The organism is Pseudomonas sp. MM213, assembly GCF_020423045.1.
GTDB classification, from domain to species: domain Bacteria; phylum Pseudomonadota; class Gammaproteobacteria; order Pseudomonadales; family Pseudomonadaceae; genus Aquipseudomonas; species Aquipseudomonas migulae.
In genome coordinates this window covers 2,682,775-2,699,168 of the sequence record NZ_CP081943.1, presented here as the reverse complement: position 1 = coordinate 2,699,168, position 16,394 = coordinate 2,682,775, and the positions used below count along the sequence as shown (strand labels likewise).

Genomic DNA, 16,394 nt, shown 5'->3' with positions numbered 1-16,394 from the left:
AATATGAAAATTGACTAATCCTGACATGGAAGCGATAAAGCCCACAAGCGCCACAGAGCGCAACCGTAAACAGCCTTCAGTACCTGCCCAAAACTATAAATACACAGGGTCCTTGCATGCACACCACCGCACAGCCGCGTCGAGCGGCGGCCGCTGCCTTCATTGGCACGACCATCGAGTTCTACGACTTTTACATTTACGCCACCGCGGCGGCGTTGGTGCTCGGGCAAGTGTTCTTTCCCAGCAGCGACCCGGTGATGAGTACCCTGGCAGCTTTTGGCAGTTTCGCCGTCGGCTTCATCGCCCGTCCCATGGCCGGCATGGTTTTCGGACATCTGGGCGACCGTCTGGGCCGCAAGAAAATGTTGCTGGTGACGATGGCGCTGATGGGCGTGGCAACTGCCGGCATCGGTCTGTTACCGAGTTACGCCAGCGCCGGTATCTGGGCACCGATCGGCCTGATCGTGCTGCGTTTGATCCAGGGCATTTCCGTCGGAGGCGAGTGGGGCGGGGCCGTGTTGATGGCCAGCGAACACGCGCCAGCCACGCGCAAAACGTTCTACGCATCATTCGCCCAACTCGGCAGCCCGGCCGGTTTATTACTGGCGTTGATTGCTTTTCGCCTGGTGACATCACTTGAACCCGAAGACTTCCTGACCTGGGGCTGGCGTCTGCCGTTCCTCGCCAGTGGTGTGCTGATGATGGTCGGCCTGATGATCCGCTCCGGCGTTCATGAGTCGCCGGAATTCGCCAAGGCGCGGGACAACAACGAGACCGCCAAATACCCGGTGAAAGACGTGATTCGCACGTGCTGGCGGCAGATCCTGTTCGCTGCCGCCGCAGTGACCATCGGCTCGGCCGGGTTCTTCTTCACCAACACTTTCATGATCACCTACGTCACCCAGTATCAGGGCATCGCACGCTCGACGATTCTCGATTGCCTGTTCCTGGTGACCGTCATTCAGTTGCTCTCGCAACCGCTCAGCGCACTGCTCGCCGAGCGCATCGGCGAAGGTCGTTTTCTCAAGCTCGTTGCGCTGCTGTGCATGGTCACGCCGTACCCGATGTTCTTGCTGGTGGGCACGCAAAACATTCTGTTGATGACCCTCGGCATCGCCCTCGCGGTAGTGATCCTTTCGGCGCTGTACGCGGTGATCGCCGGTTACATGACCCAGGCGTTCCCGGTGCACCTGCGCTACTCGGGCATTTCCATCGCTTACCAGTTGAGCTGTGCACTGGCCGGCGGCACCACGCCGCTGATCGGCACGCTGCTGGCGAGCAAGTTTTCCGGACAATGGCTGCCGTTGGCGGTGTTCTTCACCTTGCTTTCGGCCCTGTCCCTGATCGGTGTTTGCGGGCTGGCCCGCCTGCGCGCCAACCCGGTCGTCACCCACGCTGCTAAAGAGGTGTATTCGTGAGTAAACCTGAACACATCGGCCCGGTTGAATGGAAGGCCCGTTGCGAACTGGCTGCGCTGTATCGGCTGGTCGCGCACTTTCGCATGACCGATTTGATCGACACCCACATCACCCTGCGGATTCCAGGGCCTGAGCATCACTTTCTGATCAACCGCTACGGGGTGATTTTCGACCGCATGCGCGCCTCGGATCTGGTGCGCATCGATCAGGACGGGCGCGTCGTCGACCCGCATTACGAAGGTCATCGGGTCAACGCCGCAGGGTTCGTCATTCATTCGGCGATCCACATGGCCCGTCCGGACCTGAATTGCGTGATCCATACCCACACCGCCGCTGGCATGGCCGTTGCGGCGCAGAAACAGGGCTTGCTGCCGATCAGTCAGCACGCCCTGAAGTTCTACGGAAAATTGGCGTATCACACCTATGAAGGCATTGCGTTGTCGCTGGATGAGCGCGAGCGGTTGATTGCTGATCTGGGGCCGCACCGGGCAATGATCCTGCGCAATCACGGTTTGCTGGTCGGTGGCTCCGGCGTGGCTCAGGCGTTCCAGGAGATCCACTTTCTGGAGCGGGCCTGCCAGGCGCAGGTGGCGGCGCTGGCCGGCGGTTCCGCGTTGCATTACCCGTCGCCGGAAGTGTGTGCACACACCGCCGAGCAGTTTGACCGCGATGAGCAGGACAACATCATCGACCTGGCCTGGGAGGCCGCACTGACCCTGATCGAATCCCAGCGCGAGTCCTATCTGTCATGAACACCGTGGTTTTGCTGTCCCGCGACACCTTGCTGCTCAAGCAACTGCAAGCCGCGTTCGCCCGCAGCGCGCCGCAGCTCACCACCGTGCTGGCGGATGATCCGCTGGCCAAAAATGCGCAGATCGCCGCGTGCTGGTTCCCTTTGCCGGGCAGCCTCGCCGCGTTACCGAACCTTCAGGTGATTCACTCGGTGGCGGCCGGTATCGATCACCTCGATCATGACCCGTCGTGCCCGGATCTGCCGGTGTGCCGGGTGGTCGATCCCGGTCACCGTCAGGGCATGACCGAATACGTACGCTGGGCGGTGATCCACTTTCACCGTGGTTTCGATCAAGTGCTGTTGCAGCTACAGGAACAGCGCTGGGAGCGGCCGCTGCAACGGGCTGCGGGGCAATTCAAAGTGGGTGTGATGGGGCTGGGATCGCTGGGCAGCGCCATCGCTCAGGATCTGGCCGCTTCCGGTTACGACGTTCGTGGCTGGGCGCGCAGTGGCAAGACGATAAACGGCGTGCAGACCTTCGCCGGTGCGGCAAGCCTGAAACCGTTTCTTGAGGGTGTGGAGTTGCTGATCAACTTGTTGCCGCTGACCAGCGAAACCCGCGGCATTCTTGGTCATTCAACTTTCGAACAATTGGCCAATGGCGCTGCGCTGGTGAATTGCGGCCGGGGCGGTCATCTCAATATCGACGACCTCGAACAGGCCCTGAAACGAGGAAAACTGCGCGGCGCGCTGCTGGATGTTTTCGAGCAAGAACCACTGCCGGTTGATCACCGTCTCTGGACAATGCCCGGTGTGACGATCACACCGCACATGGCATCGGCGGCATCCCACGACTGCATTGCCGAACAAGTTGCGGAGAACTTCCGCCGTTTAAATGCCGGCGAACCTTTATTGAATAACGCGGACCGATTACTGGGTTACTGAATATAAAAACTCGCCCACTCAGTTGGGCGATACATAACAACAATCCCTCACTCTCAAACGATTTACTGCCAGTCAAAACAATTAAATAAACGAGTTCTGAAGAATTCCTGGAGACAGTGATGAGCGATCTATCGTCCGCAGAAAAGTCCGGTGCCCCGCCGGAAGTTGCAATCAGCATGAAAAAAGTTGCCGTGGCCAGTGTCATCGGCACCACGGTGGAATGGTACGACCTGTTTGTGTTTGCCACCGCGTCGGCGCTGGTATTCAACAAGGTGTTCTTCCCGGACTTCGTGCCGCTGATCGGCACATTGCTGGCATTCGGCACCTTCGCTTCGGCGTATCTGGCGCGGATTGTCGGTGCGGCATTGTTCGGGCACTTCGGTGACCGCCTGGGTCGCAAGTCAATGTTGTTGATTTCGCTGTTGACCATGGGCGCCGCCACGTTCGCGATCGGCTTGTTACCCAATTACGCGGCCATCGGGATATGGGCGCCGATCCTGTTGTTATTGCTGAGGGTCATTCAAGGCCTGGCGCTGGGCGGTGAGTGGGGCGGGGCGGTGTTGATGGCGGTGGAACATGCGCCGGCCAACAAGCGCGGCCTGTACGGTTCCTGGGTGCAGATCGGCGTCCCGGCCGGGACCATGATTGCCAACCTGGCGTTCCTGGTGATCGCCGCGTGGCTGTCGCCTGAAGACCTGTTGGCCTGGGGCTGGCGCATTCCGTTTCTGGCCAGCGTGCTGCTGATTGCCGTCGGTTTGTACATCCGCCTGAACATCGCCGAAACCCCGGCCTTCAACAAGGTCAAGGAAGCGGAAGTGCAGGTGAAAATGCCGCTGGCCGAAGTCTTCCGCAAGTACTGGAAGCAAGTGGTGCTCGGCGGTATTGCGACGATGTCGACCGGCGCGTCGTTCAACATCATCGTCGCGTTCGGCCTGACGTACGGCACGCAGAATCTCGGTTTCAGTCGCAGCGTGATGCTGGGCGTGGTGCTGCTGTCCTGCGCCTGGTGCATCGTCATGCTGCCGGTGTTCGGCGCGTTGTCGGACCGTTTCGGCCGCAAGCCGATCATTGTTGCCGGCATCGTTGCCGAGGCGTTGGTCGCGTTCCCGATGTTCTGGCTGATGGACACCAAGGAGCTGTCGCTGGTGATCTTCGGCTACTTGCTGTTGATGACCGCATTCGCCGCCAACTACGGGCCTATCGCGACCTTCCTGGCGGAGTTGTTCGGCACCCGCGTGCGTTATTCGGGACTGTCGATCAGCTACATGCTGTCCGGCCTGCTCGGCAGCGCCGCAACGCCCATCGTCACCACTGCGTTGCTCGCAGCGACCGGCAAAGGCTCGTCGGTGGCCTGGTACATGATCGGCGCGGCGCTGATTTCCTTGCTGGCGCTGTTGCTGCTGACCGAGACGTTCAAGCGCGACATCAGCGAAATCCCGGCGGCGGGCCCGGCTGCCGATCAACCCGTTCGCAAACCTTTCAAATCGGCTGCGGCCTGATTAATGGAGCTCAACAGCATGCGCAGAATTCAATCCGCTCCGGGTTTCATCGCCCCCGTCGGGCCTTACTCTCAAGCGGTGGTCAGCGGCCATCTGGTGTTCACCGCCGGGCAGATTCCGGCCCAAAGCACACTCGATGAGCAGCCCGCCGATTTCACCGAGCAAGTGCGGCAAACCTTGCGCAATCTCGAGGCGATCCTGATTGAAGCCGGCTCGGGTTTCAGCCACGTGATCAAGGTCAACGCGTACCTCACCGATCCGGCGCAACTGGAGCCGTTCAACGCGGTGTATCGCGAGTTTCTCGGCCATGCGCCGCCGGCGCGAACCACGGTGTGCGTGGCGCTGTGGGGCGTGTCGCTGGAAATCGACTGTGTGGCCGAGGTGATTGCCAGGGAGCCGCAGCATGGATGAATCACAGTTGATCGAGCAGTTCAAAGCGGTGAGCTTTCCGACCCTTGGCCATTTTCTGGAGGCGGGTTTTGCCGACTCGCAACTGCGGGCGATGGTGCCCAACGTGAAACTGGTGGGCCGTGCGCTAACCCTGAAATTGGTGGGCGCCGATGCCATTGCCGTCAACCAGGCGTTGGCGCTGATAAAGCCGGGCGACGTGTTGGTGATCGACACCGATGGCGACTGGCAACACGCACCGGTCGGCGCGGTGACCAGTTGTGCCGCGAGTTGTGCCGGGGCGGCGGGCATCGTGGTCGACGGCGCCGTGACTGATTTGCTGGAGCTGCGTGAGGGCGGATTGCCGGTCTTCGCTCGCGGCACCAGCCTGCTGACCACCAAGCTGCACGGTCGCGGCGACAGCCAGATCAACCAGCCGATTCACTGCGCAGGCGTCACCGTGCAGCCGGGTGATCTGGTGCTGGCGGACGACAACGGCGTGCTGTTTCTCGATTGGCACACCGCGGCCGGTGTCATCGAACAGGCGCTGGCGTCCGATCATGCCGAACCGCGCTTGCTCGAACGTTTGCGCGCCGGTGAACCGGTCGCGCAGGTGTTGCGCGTCTAAGCCGTCAGGCAGCGTTGCAGGCTCTCGATGAATATCGTTTCGGCCCGGCTCATGCGCTGCTCGCGGTTCCACAGCAAATGAATGTCCACGTCGGCAATCCCTTCGTGGGGCGGCAGGCGCCAGAGCAATCCGGCGTCGACGTCCGCCGCCACTACGTGCTCGGGCAAACAGCCGATTCCGAATCCGGCGATCACCAGTCGCCGGACTTCTTCCAGGCTCGGTGACGACGCCACGATGCGTCCGCTGAAGCCCTGCTGATCGCGAAAAATCGTCAGCGGCGAGAGCATGCCGCCGATCTGGTCGCTGGTGAAACTGACGAAATTCTCCCGCTGCAAATCCCCTTGATCGACGTTCTGCTGGCCGAACATCGCATGATGCTTGCCGCAGAAAAACGCATAGCGCTGACGCAGGAACAACCGTTGCTCCAGGCGCGGTTGCGGACGGCGATTGAGGCTCAGCCCCAGCGTCGCGGTTTTTTCCTGAAGCGCACTGACGATGTCGGAGCTGCGCATCACATCCACCTCCAGATCGACCCGCGGGTGCTGCCGATGGAAGTCCGCGAGGAAGTCATCGAAGCGTTCCGAGTAGATCCGGCTGATGATCAACAGGCGCACCTTGCCGATCACTTCGTCGGCCGGTTGCTCCAGCACGCTGCTGACCTGGGACATCTGCCCATAGATTTCCCCGGCCAGTGCGAAGATCTGCTCGCCGACTTCAGTCAAGGCAAAACGTGGCCCGCGACGGGCGATCAGTTGGCGGCCGAGTTGTTCTTCCAGACGCTTCAATGCCTGGCTCACGGCGGGTTGCGTCAGGTGCAGGCGGGCGGCGGCGCGGCTGATGCTCAGCTCCTGGCCGATCACTCGAAAGGTGCGCAGCAGGTTCCAGTCCAGTCGGTCATTGAGCAGGCGTTGCACATCGCGTTCGACCATGTGGCTCTCGATTATAAGCTGTAGTAATACTTCGCATAATAAATAGAAAATTGACTAATCATAGCCTCGGGACGATAAATCACTCCCAGACAGGCGCCGTCAGAGTGCCTTGGATTTACTGCTTTTCTCCTGCCAAAAAAACAATCAATGGAGTCCGAACCATGAAGCCCCCAGCTTCTTCCCAGCCACGTCGTGCGGCAGCCGCAGCCTTCATCGGCACCATGATCGAGTGGTACGACTTTTACATTTACGCCACCGCCGCCGCGCTGGTGTTCGGTGCGCTGTTCTTCCCCTCCGACGACAAACTGTTCAGCACCATGGCCGCGTTCGGCACCTTCGCCGTGGGCTTCTTCGCGCGGCCGTTGGGCGGGATCATCTTCGGCCACATCGGTGACCGCATCGGGCGCAAGAAATCGCTGATCATCACCTTGCTGATGATGGGCGTGGTCACGGTCTGCATCGGTTTGCTGCCGACTTATGCACAGATCGGCGCCGCAGCGCCGGTACTGCTGATTCTGCTGCGCATCGTCCAGGGCATTGCCGTGGGTGGCGAGTGGGGCGGGGCGGTCTTGATGGCCGGCGAGCATGCGCCGAAAGGTCGGCGCAATTTCTTCGCGTCCTTTGCGCAACTTGGCAGCCCGGCCGGTTTGATCCTGTCGCTGCTGGCATTCAGCGCAGTCACCCGTTTGCCGGAAGAAGACCTGATGAGCTGGGGCTGGCGCCTGCCGTTCCTCGCCAGTTCGTTGCTGCTGCTGGTGGGGCTGGCGATTCGACTGGGCGTGAACGAGTCTCCGGAATTCCTCGCCAGTCGCGAACTCGCGGCGAAAAGCACGCGTAAAGAGCAGGCGCCGGTCATGGAAGTCCTGCGCACCGCGTGGCGTCCGCTGTTGTTGTGCATCGGCGCCAACACCCTGGGGATTGCCGGGGTGTATTTCACCAACACCTTCATGATCGCCTACACCACCCAGCAACTGCAGTTGCCGCGCTCGCTGATCCTCGAGTGCCTGTTTGTGGTGGCGATCATTCAGTTCTGCATCCAGCCGCTGGCGGCGTGGCTCGCGGAAAAAATCGGCGCCACGCGTTTCCTGTGCTTGGTGTCGTTGTTGGCAATGGCTTCGCCGTACCCGATGTTCGTGCTGGTCAGCTCGGGCCAGGCACCACTGATCATCCTTGGCATCGCGCTGGCGGTGGTGTGCATGGCGTCGTTCTACGCAGTGATCGCCGGGTACGTCAGCGGCATGTTCGAGACCCGCGTGCGCTACACGGCGATTTCGCTGGCGTATCAGATCTGTGGCGCCGTGGCCGGTGGTTTGACGCCGCTGATCGGCACGCTGCTGGCGCATAAATTCGCCGGTCAATGGTGGCCGATGGCGCTGTTCTACAGCCTGATTGCTGCGACTTCGTTGGTCTGTGTGCTGTCCCTTGCCCGTCGCCATGCCAGCGCTGAACGCGTTGAGCTAGCCACCATTTGAACTTGTAGGAGCCGGCTTGCTGGCGATTGCGTCCGTCCAGTCAATTAATTGGGTGACTGACCCACCGCTATCGCCAGCAAGCCGGCTCCTACAGGGGATCGTCGTTTCGAATATTTTTGGAGAACCTCATGTTGAAGATTAATGGCGAACGCCTGTGGGCGAGTCTGATGGCGATGGCCGAAATCGGCGCCACCGCCCGTGGCGGCAGTTGCCGCCTGGCCTTGAGCGATGAAGACAAGGCCGGTCGTGAACTGTTTGCCCACTGGTGCCGCGAAGCCGGCATGACCCTGAGCGTGGACGCCATCGGCAACCTGTTCGCCCGCCGCGCCGGCACTGACCCGGACGCTGCGCCCGTGATGATGGGCAGCCATCTCGACACCCAGCCTGAAGGCGGACGCTTCGACGGCGTGTACGGTGTGCTCGCCGGCCTTGAAGTGGTGCGCTGCCTCAACGACCTCGGCATCCAGACCCGCAAGCCGCTGGAAGTGGCGGTGTGGACCAACGAAGAAGGCGCGCGCTTCACCCCGGCGATGTTCGGCTCGGCGGTGTTCACCGGCATCATGCAATTGGACGCGGCGCTGGCGGTGCGTGATGCCGATGGCATCAGCGTCGGTGATGAGCTGAAGCGTACCGGTTATGCCGGCGAGCGTCCGTTGGGCGGTGCGGTGGATGCGTATTTTGAAGCCCACATCGAACAAGGCCCGATCCTTGAAGACAACGCCAAGAGCATCGGCGTGGTCAGCGGCGGCCAGGCGATTCGCTGGCTCGACGTGCGGGTCGAAGGCATGGCCGCTCACGCCGGCACCACGCCGATGCCGCTGCGCAAGGATGCGCTGTACGGCGTGGCGCGGATGATTCAGGCGGTTGAGAGTCTGGCCACCGATTTCGCCCCGGAGGGCCTGACCACCGTCGGTGAGTTGAGCATCAACAAGTCGTCGCGCAACACCATTCCGGGGTTGGTGAATTTTACCGTCGACCTGCGTCATCACCGGGACGACGCCATCGATGCGATGGAGCAGCAAGTGCGCGCGCGGCTGCAGGCGATTGCCGACGGTCGCGGCCTGAACCTGACGATCACCCCGCACTGGATCAGCCCGGCGACACCGTTCGACGCAGACTGCGTGGCGGCGGTGCAGCACGCTGTCGATGCCCTGGGCTACGCTCAGCAATCGATTGTCAGCGGTGCCGGGCATGACGCGATTCACCTGGCGCGATTCTGCCCGACGGCGATGGTGTTCATCCCGTGTGTCGGCGGCTTGAGTCATAACGAAGCCGAAGACGTGCTGCCGGAAGACGTGCGGCAAGGCACCGACGTGCTGCTCAACGCCGTGCTGTCCCGCGCCGGCAGAACTGAATAAACCCGATCCCTGTAGGAGCGAGGCTTGCCCGCGAAGGCGTCAGCACAACATCGACGTTTGACTGACACACCGCCTTCGCGGGCAAGCCTCGCTCCTACAGGAGGGTGCACTCGGATTCGAGAATTACGTTATCTGACAGGTATCAATCCCATGCGCAGTTTTTTCCATCCCGAACAATTGCTTCACCATCCACGCAGCTATTACTCCCGCGGACAGATGCGCACGCCACAGGAAGTGCCGGAGCGTGCGCAGCGACTGGTGCAGGCGTCTCGCTCGCTGGGTTTCAAAGTCGAGCAGCCGGTGGATGCCGGACTTGATCCGCTGCTGGCGGTGCACGGTGCGCCGTACCTGGCGTTTCTCCAGGAAGCGCATCAGCGCTGGAAGGAAGTCCCGGAAGATTGGGGCGACGAAGTGATGTCGAACATCTTCGTCCGTGAGCCAAACGCACTACGCGGAATCTTGGCTCAGGCCGCACGTTATCTGGCGGATGGCAGTTGCCCGGTGGGTGAACAGACCTGGCGTTCGGCCTATTGGTCGGCGCAAAGCGCAGTGGCTGGCGCGCAGGCGTTGCTTGATGGTGAGCCGGCGGCTTACGCGTTGTGCCGTCCACCGGGGCATCACGCCCGGGCCGAAGCGGCCGGTGGTTTCTGCTATGTGAACAACGCGGCGGTGGCGGCGCAGGTGTTGCGCGGCGGGTTTGAACGCGTCGCGGTGCTCGACACCGACATGCACCACGGTCAGGGGATTCAGGAGATTTTCTACGACCGCGATGACGTGCTGTATGTCTCGGTGCACGGCGATCCGACCAACTTCTATCCGGGGGTTGCCGGGTTTGCGGATGAGCGCGGTGTCGGGGCGGGCGAGGGGTACAACCTGAATTTGCCGATGGCCCATGGTTCGAGTGAGGCGGACTTCCTCGGGCAACTGGAGGTGGCGCTGGCGGCGGTGAAGGATTTCGCTGCCGAGGTGTTGGTGCTGTCCCTGGGTTTCGACATTTTCGAGCTGGACCCGCAGAGCAAAGTGGCGGTGACGCGGGAAGGGTTTGCGCGGCTGGGTGAGCGGATTCGCAGCCTTGGGTTGCCGTGCCTGATTGTGCAGGAGGGTGGGTATCACCTGGAGAGTCTTGAGGACAATGCACGGGCGTTTTTTGTCGGGCCCGAGGTGTGGCGGATCTGAGTTGTGGGGTGCCTGACAGGCCGCCATCGCTGGCAAGCCAGCTCCTACAATGGATTGGTGTGAACGCTAAATTTTGGTTAACGCTGAACCTGTAGGAGCTGGCTTGCCGGCGATGAACGATGACGCGGTTGGCTTGAAAGAACACAAGCGCTGTAAGGCACTTGCCATCGCCCTGACGTTAACGTAAAGATTGCGGCAGGGCGCTGAACTTAAAAGAGCGCAGGGCGGACCGATCCGGAGCGCTTGATGACGCTAATAAAAACAACTTCCCCCAAGCTGCACCGTGAAGCCCGGCTGGCCCGGGAAAAACTCCATCTTGAGGGTGAAGTCCCCGATGGCGTGTTGCGGGCGGAAATCGATGCATCGTGGCGACGCAGCCTCAGCCATGGCGTGCATTTCAACAGCAAACATGAACTGGCGCTGGAATCGAGCGCGAGTCTCGACGTGCTGCTGGCGAACAATCGCCTGCTGATCGACGCGGCATTGCCGGCGATCGATTACCTGGCCGACCGCCAGGGCAAGGAAGGCCTGATCATCCTCGCCAACTCCGACGCGACCATCCTCGCGGTCGAAGGCCGCGCCGATCGCCTCAAGGGCAGCGGCCTGCAGGACATCACCCTTGGCGCCTGCTGGAGCGAAGCCGCTCGCGGCACCAACGCACTGGGCACCGCGCTGGTGGAAGCCCGGCCGACGATGATCGATTGCGGCGAGCATTACCTCGATCGCCTGACCGATTTCTCCTGCACCTCCGTGCCGATTTATTGCCCGCAAGGCGACATCCTCGGCGTCCTCGACCTGACCCGCGAAGGCCCGCTCGGCCGCGTTCACGACAGCACCGCGCTGTTGGCCATGGCGGTCAGCCAGATTGAAAGCCGGGTGTTCAACGCCAGTTTCCCCGACCAGATCGTGCTGGCGTTCCACAGCCGCCGGCAGTACCTCGAATCCCCTTGGCAGGGCTTGCTGGCGGTAAGCCTCGGCGGGCAGATTCTTGCGGTCAGCGCCCAGGCGTGTCAGTTGCTCCATGCCGAACGCTCGGCGCTGGTCGGTCGCCGTTGCGAAGAGTTTCTCGGCGTCGATGGCTTACAACTGTTGTCGCGTTTGCACCAGGGCGGCGTCGGCAGTTTGCAGACCGCCAAAGGCGAATTTTTCTATAAAACCCTGCGCGCACCGCAGCGCTCAATCAACGTCAGCACGCCGCCGCGCAGTCCGGCGAAAACCGCCAAACCTCAACCGGATCTCGATGCCCTGGCCGGCAGCAACGTCCGTTATGCCCGTGCCCTGCGCATGGCCCGTCAGGGGCTGGCCAACGAGTTGCCGGTGTTGCTGCTCGGTGAAACCGGCACCGGTAAGGAAATGATCGCGCGCGCCTTGCACATGGCCGGCAGCCGCTGCGACAAACCCTTTGTCGCGGTGAACTGCGCGGCGATTCCCGAAGGCCTGATCGAGTCGGAACTGTTCGGCTACCGTGAAGGCGCGTTCACCGGTTCCCGTCGCGGCGGCATGGTCGGGCGTCTGCAACAGGCCCATGGCGGTACGTTATTTCTCGACGAAATCGGCGACATGCCGCTGGCCTTGCAGGCGCGTCTGCTGCGCGTGTTGCAGGACCGTAAAGTCGCGCCTTTGGGCGCCGGTGAAGAACAGGACATCGACGTCGCCCTGATCTGCGCGACCCACCGCGACCTCAAGCGTCTGGTCGAAGAAAAACACTTCCGTGAAGACCTGTTCTATCGGGTCAACGGCATCAGCGTGATGTTGCCGGCCCTGCGCGAACGCGACGATTTCAACGCGCTGGTCGGTCGTCTGCTGGCCAGGCTAGATGCACCGGCCATGCTCCTGCATGACGACTTGAACCGCTTGCTCGCGGGTTACCACTGGCCGGGCAACATCCGCCAACTGGAAATGGTCTTGCGCACCGCGCTGGCCATGCGCGAACCGGGGGACACCGTCCTCACCCTCGATCATTTGCCCGACAGCATGCTCGACGAACTGAACGCCAGCGAGCGGCCGGCGTCCGGGAGCATTCGCGAAAACGAACTGGAGCTGATTCGCCAGTCCCTGGACAGCCATCAGGGCAACGTCTCGGCCGCCGCCGACGCCTTGGGCATCAGTCGCGCAACCTTGTACCGCAAGCTCAAACAGTTGCGTTCGTGATGCAGCGCCTGATCGTTCGGCTGATCGACAGCCAGAACCCCGAAGCCCTGCAAGCGGCGTTGCGCTGGCTCTACAGCTTTGTGCGCCCGCATCGTCTGGCGATTGTCGGACTGCTCGGTCTGTCGGTCTGCGCCTCGTCGCTGGTGCTGGTGCAACCCTGGCTGACCAAGCTGCTGATCGACGATGGCTTGCTGGCGCGCAACTTCCCCATGCTGGTGTTGATCGCCGGGTTGATGATCGTCGCCGGGCTGCTCGGCACGGCGCTCTCGGGGATCAATCGTTACCTGCACACGCGGCTGTCCGGGCGGATTCTGTTCTCGCTGCGCGACGACCTTTATCGGCATTTGCAAACCCTGTCGCCGAGCTTCTATGGGCAGCGGCGCATCGGCGACCTGATGTCGCGCCTCGATGGCGATGTTGCGGAGATCCAGCGCTTCGCCGTGGATTCGCTGTTCTCGGCAGTGTCGAGCGTGATCGGCCTGGTGGTCGCCGTGGCGATGTTGCTGACGTTGTCGTGGAAGTTGTCGCTGCTGGCGCTGGTGCTGATTCCCCTCGATGTGCTCTGGCTGCGCTGGATGCGGCGCAAGGTCGAGCGCGATGTGCGCCAATTGCGCGAGCGATCGGCGGACATGTCGTCGTTCATGGTCGAGACCCTGCCGGTGATGAAATTCATTCAGTCGGCCGGTCAGCAGCAACGTGAGTCGCGGCGTCTGGAGGCGTTGGGGCAGGGCTACATGAGTCAATTGCTGCGTCTGCAAGTCACCGAATTTTTCACCCAGGCGGTGCCGGGCACGCTGACCTCGCTGTCCCGTGCCTGTGCGTTTTTGATTGGCGGTTATTGGGTGGTGCAAGGGACGTGGCAACTGGGCGCGTTGATTGCGTTTTCCACGTACCTGGGGATGGCGGTCGGGCCGGTTCAAAGTCTGCTTGGGCTCTACGTGGCGATTCAGCGGATGACGGTCAGTCTGGGGCGCGTCATGGAGTTGCGCGGTGAAGAACCGACCGTGCTGAGCCCCGCTGAACCTCGGCCAATGCCAACTTCCGGCGAACTGCGTTTCGACGACGTGCACTTCAGCCATCCCGGTCGGCCGAGCACCTTGCGCGGCATCGAAGCGCGGATTCCCTACGGTTTGAAAGTCGCCCTGAGTGGCGGCTCTGGCGTCGGCAAATCGACGCTGATCGATTTGCTGCAACGGCATCACGATCCACAGTCCGGGCGGGTGCTGCTCGGCGAAGTCGACCTGCGGGAACTGGACCTGTTCCAGTTGCGCCGACGGATTGCCGTGGTCAGTCAGGACATCGTGCTGTTTCGCGGCAGCCTCGCCGATAACCTGGCCTACGCGGTGCCCGACGCCAGCCGCGAAGCAATCGCCGACGTGGCGCGGCTGGCGCAACTCGACAGCCTGATCGCCTCATTGCCCGAAGGCCTCGACAGTCCGTTGGGCGAACGCGGGCAGCAGTTGTCCGGCGGGCAGAAACAGCGCATCGCCATCGCCCGGGCACTGTTGCAGGACCCGCTTATTCTGGTGCTCGACGAAGCCACTTCGGCGGTGGATGAAGCCACCGAGCGCGAAGTGATCGAGGCCATCGACCGACTGTTTGCCGGACGCACGCGCATCCTCATCAGTCATCGCCCCTCAACCCTGGCCGATGCCGACCTGCGCTTTGAATTGCTCGACGGCGTGCTCACGTCGAAAACGGTGCAGCATGAAGTCTGAACTGCGAATCGGTGTAGTGGACAGCGGCCATTCGGCGGCGCAGCGGGTGCAGGTGATCGCCGGACGACGGTTCTCGTTGCTGGCGGACGGCCTGGCCGAAAGTGACTTGCGCGACGACCCGCTCGGCCACGGCAGCGCGGTGATCGAAGCCATCAGTCATCGGGCTCCTTCGGCGGTGTTCTGCGTGGCACAGGTGTTTGACCAGCGTGGTGTCACCAGCGCCTTGCAGATCGCCACGGCGATTGATTGGCTGGTGGCGCAGGACGTACGGCTGATCAATCTGAGCCTCGGTTTGCGCCAGGACCGCAGTCTATTGCGCGAAGCCTGCGCGGCAGCAGTAGCGCAAGGCATTTTGCTGTGTGCATCGAGCCCGGCGCAGGGCGAGGGCGTGTTCCCGGCGAATTATCCACAGGTGCTGCGGGTGACCGGCGATGCACGTTGCGCCGAACAGGAATGGTCATGGCTCAACAGCGCTCAGGCGGATTTCGCGGCGTGCGTGCACGGGACGTATCCGGGGCAGTCCGGTGCCAGTCTGGGCTGCGCGGCGTTGAGCGGGCACATTGCCGGGTTCCTGGTTTCACAGCCCGAGGCGAGCAACGAACAGATCATCGACTGGCTGCGCAAGAATGCCCGTTATCGCGGTCCTGAACGGCGCTTCGGAGCATGATCCTGATTCTGGGCGCGGGGCCAGCGGGGGCGGCGGTTGCCTTGGGCTTGCGGCGGCTCGGTTACCCCGTGACGCTGGTCAGCGAGTGGCGCCGGTTCGCTGCGCTGGAAGGCGTTTCGCTGCGGGTGCTGGAGGCCTTGCGCGGTGCCGGTCTGCATCAGGCGCTGGCGGATGCGGCGTTGCCGTCGCAGCGGCAGGTGTCGTGGAACGGTCAGCAGCATGCGCAAAACATCGAATTCCTGCTGGACCGCCCGAGCTTTGATCGAGGACTGCGTGAGGACCTGCGCCTGGCGGGCGTTGAGCTGATTGAAGGTCGGGTGCTGAGCGTTCAGACCTCGGCGGAGGGGCATCGGGTCGAGATCGAAGGGCTCGAAGCGTTGGTTGCCGATTTTCTGGTGGAGGCGCGCGGACGCCAGGCACCGGCACTCGGCAAGGGGCTGCGCGGGCCGGAGACGGTCAGCCTGCTCAATCGCTGGCAAGGCGCACCCGGCAACACCGCCAGTGCCGTGGAAAGCCTTGCGGACGGCTGGGCGTGGATGGCGCGGCGGGCGGACGGTCAGTGTTATTGGCAATGGACGGTGGACGTCGCCAGCGCCGAGCTGCCGGGCAAGGCGCAGTTGCTCGATTACTGTCGCGGGCAGCGCCAGGGTTCCTCGTTGGCGCGTGAGTTTTTTGGTGTCGAACATGAGGTCGATCTACAGCTGCACGCCCGCAGCAGCACCGCGATTCTGAGCCCGCAGGTGTGCGGCGAAAACTGGATTCGGGTCGGCGATGCGGCGATGGCGGTGGACCCGCTGTCGGGCAATGGCATCTTTCAGTCCTTGTCCTCGGCGTTGCAGGCGCCGACGGTGATCAACACGTTGTTGCGAAAACCTGAGCGGGCGGCGTTGGCCCAGCGCTTTCATCAGCAGCGGGTAGAGCAGTTGTTTTTGCGTTTTGCGCGGATCGGGCGGGATTTTTATGCCGATGAGCAGCGTTGGCTGGATCAACCATTCTGGCAGGCGCGGCGGCAGTGGCCGGATGCCGAGGTGGCGCATGCCGAGGCGGATTTTGCCGCGCTGCGGATCGAACGGGCGCCGGTGTTGAAGGATGGGTTTGTGGATGAGGCCGAAGTGGTGATCACAGCGGATCAGCCGTTGGGGATCTGGCATGTGCAGGGGGTTGAGTTGGCGCCTCTTGTGCGCAGGTTGCGGACCGAACCGGCCGGGCAGGCGTTGGCGGGGTTGACGGTGGAGCAGGGGAGGATGGTCAGGAGTTGGTTGTTGGGGCAGGGGTTCAAGCCCTGATATTTGTAGCGATTGGTCTGGCCTCTT

At 62.3% G+C, this 16,394-nt stretch carries 14 protein-coding genes; 13 read left to right on the top strand and 1 reads right to left on the bottom strand.

Annotated features, from left to right (window positions below; translation table 11 throughout):
* The first annotated feature begins 116 nt into the window (after positions 1–116).
* From K5R88_RS12200 to K5R88_RS12175, 6 genes are all read left to right on the top strand, one after another.
* Positions 117–1,418 (top strand): MFS transporter, encoded by a 1,302-nt coding sequence (locus tag K5R88_RS12200; RefSeq protein ID WP_226300037.1) that lies wholly within the window; start codon positions 117–119, stop codon positions 1,416–1,418.
* On the top strand, positions 1,415–2,170 hold the full coding sequence (locus tag K5R88_RS12195; protein ID WP_008028005.1) for a class II aldolase/adducin family protein: 756 nt from the start codon (positions 1,415–1,417) through the stop codon (positions 2,168–2,170). Before K5R88_RS12200 ends, K5R88_RS12195 begins: the two co-directional genes overlap by 4 nt.
* Positions 2,167–3,096, top strand: a complete 930-nt coding sequence (locus tag K5R88_RS12190) for a 2-hydroxyacid dehydrogenase (RefSeq protein WP_226300036.1) — start codon at positions 2,167–2,169, stop codon at positions 3,094–3,096. The genes K5R88_RS12195 and K5R88_RS12190 overlap by 4 nt, the downstream gene beginning before the upstream one ends.
* A gap of 119 nt (positions 3,097–3,215) precedes the next feature.
* A complete protein-coding gene (locus K5R88_RS12185; protein WP_008028000.1) occupies positions 3,216–4,595 on the top strand; it encodes an MFS transporter in 1,380 nt (459 codons plus the stop codon).
* Positions 4,596–4,613: 18 nt separating this feature from the next.
* The gene (locus K5R88_RS12180) at positions 4,614–5,006 is read left to right on the top strand and encodes a RidA family protein (protein WP_226300035.1); all 393 of its coding nucleotides are present in this window, start codon (positions 4,614–4,616) and stop codon (positions 5,004–5,006) included.
* Complete coding sequence (locus tag K5R88_RS12175; protein WP_008045071.1) at positions 4,999–5,610, top strand: RraA family protein; 612 nt, start codon at positions 4,999–5,001, stop codon at positions 5,608–5,610. The genes K5R88_RS12180 and K5R88_RS12175 overlap by 8 nt, the downstream gene beginning before the upstream one ends.
* On the opposite strand, the gene K5R88_RS12170 is transcribed toward K5R88_RS12175, so the two are convergent.
* Positions 5,607–6,539 (bottom strand): LysR family transcriptional regulator, encoded by a 933-nt coding sequence (locus K5R88_RS12170; RefSeq protein WP_008027993.1) that lies wholly within the window; start codon positions 6,537–6,539, stop codon positions 5,607–5,609. The genes K5R88_RS12175 and K5R88_RS12170 overlap by 4 nt on opposite strands.
* Positions 6,540–6,700: 161 nt before the next feature.
* Between K5R88_RS12170 and K5R88_RS12165 the strand changes: the two genes are divergently transcribed.
* The 7 genes from K5R88_RS12165 to qhpG all read left to right on the top strand — a co-directional run bounded on the left by K5R88_RS12165 (position 6,701) and on the right by qhpG (position 16,367).
* Positions 6,701–8,011 carry an MFS transporter gene (locus K5R88_RS12165; protein ID WP_192228853.1) on the top strand — a complete coding sequence of 437 codons (1,311 nt, stop codon included), beginning with the start codon at positions 6,701–6,703 and terminating at the stop codon, positions 8,009–8,011.
* 128 nt (positions 8,012–8,139) lie between these two features.
* Positions 8,140–9,369, top strand: a complete 1,230-nt coding sequence (locus tag K5R88_RS12160) for a Zn-dependent hydrolase (RefSeq protein WP_226300034.1) — start codon at positions 8,140–8,142, stop codon at positions 9,367–9,369.
* 150 nt (positions 9,370–9,519) lie between these two features.
* Positions 9,520–10,545, top strand: coding sequence for a histone deacetylase family protein (locus K5R88_RS12155; protein WP_226300033.1), 1,026 nt, complete (start codon positions 9,520–9,522; stop codon positions 10,543–10,545).
* 246 nt (positions 10,546–10,791) lie between these two features.
* Positions 10,792–12,696, top strand: a complete 1,905-nt coding sequence (locus K5R88_RS12150; RefSeq protein ID WP_226300032.1) for a sigma-54-dependent Fis family transcriptional regulator — start codon at positions 10,792–10,794, stop codon at positions 12,694–12,696.
* Entirely contained in the window at positions 12,696–14,414 is a 1,719-nt protein-coding gene (locus K5R88_RS12145) for an ABC transporter ATP-binding protein (RefSeq protein ID WP_226300031.1), read from the top strand. Before K5R88_RS12150 ends, K5R88_RS12145 begins: the two co-directional genes overlap by 1 nt.
* Complete coding sequence (gene qhpE / locus K5R88_RS12140) at positions 14,404–15,081, top strand: subtilisin-like serine protease QhpE (RefSeq protein ID WP_008027979.1); 678 nt, start codon at positions 14,404–14,406, stop codon at positions 15,079–15,081. The genes K5R88_RS12145 and qhpE overlap by 11 nt, the downstream gene beginning before the upstream one ends.
* Positions 15,078–16,367 carry a flavin-dependent monooxygenase QhpG gene (qhpG, locus tag K5R88_RS12135; RefSeq protein ID WP_226300030.1) on the top strand — a complete coding sequence of 430 codons (1,290 nt, stop codon included), beginning with the start codon at positions 15,078–15,080 and terminating at the stop codon, positions 16,365–16,367. The genes qhpE and qhpG overlap by 4 nt, the downstream gene beginning before the upstream one ends.
* The last annotated feature ends 27 nt before the right edge of the window (positions 16,368–16,394 follow it).

What these genes read in the sequence shown, in the direction of transcription:
- K5R88_RS12200 (WP_226300037.1), top strand. Translation starts at nt 117, where the DNA reads ATGCACACCACCGCACAGCCGCGTCGAGCGGCGGCCGCTGCCTTCATT.
- K5R88_RS12190 (WP_226300036.1), top strand. Translation starts at nt 2,167, where the DNA reads ATGAACACCGTGGTTTTGCTGTCCCGCGACACCTTGCTGCTCAAGCAA.
- K5R88_RS12185 (WP_008028000.1), top strand. Translation starts at nt 3,216, where the DNA reads ATGAGCGATCTATCGTCCGCAGAAAAGTCCGGTGCCCCGCCGGAAGTT.
- K5R88_RS12180 (WP_226300035.1), top strand. Translation starts at nt 4,614, where the DNA reads ATGCGCAGAATTCAATCCGCTCCGGGTTTCATCGCCCCCGTCGGGCCT.
- K5R88_RS12175 (WP_008045071.1), top strand. Translation starts at nt 4,999, where the DNA reads ATGGATGAATCACAGTTGATCGAGCAGTTCAAAGCGGTGAGCTTTCCG.
- K5R88_RS12170 (WP_008027993.1), bottom strand. Translation starts at nt 6,539, where the DNA reads ATGGTCGAACGCGATGTGCAACGCCTGCTCAATGACCGACTGGACTGG.
- K5R88_RS12165 (WP_192228853.1), top strand. Translation starts at nt 6,701, where the DNA reads ATGAAGCCCCCAGCTTCTTCCCAGCCACGTCGTGCGGCAGCCGCAGCC.
- K5R88_RS12160 (WP_226300034.1), top strand. Translation starts at nt 8,140, where the DNA reads ATGTTGAAGATTAATGGCGAACGCCTGTGGGCGAGTCTGATGGCGATG.
- K5R88_RS12155 (WP_226300033.1), top strand. Translation starts at nt 9,520, where the DNA reads ATGCGCAGTTTTTTCCATCCCGAACAATTGCTTCACCATCCACGCAGC.
- K5R88_RS12150 (WP_226300032.1), top strand. Translation starts at nt 10,792, where the DNA reads ATGACGCTAATAAAAACAACTTCCCCCAAGCTGCACCGTGAAGCCCGG.
- K5R88_RS12145 (WP_226300031.1), top strand. Translation starts at nt 12,696, where the DNA reads ATGCAGCGCCTGATCGTTCGGCTGATCGACAGCCAGAACCCCGAAGCC.
- qhpE (WP_008027979.1), top strand. Translation starts at nt 14,404, where the DNA reads ATGAAGTCTGAACTGCGAATCGGTGTAGTGGACAGCGGCCATTCGGCG.
- qhpG (WP_226300030.1), top strand. Translation starts at nt 15,078, where the DNA reads ATGATCCTGATTCTGGGCGCGGGGCCAGCGGGGGCGGCGGTTGCCTTG.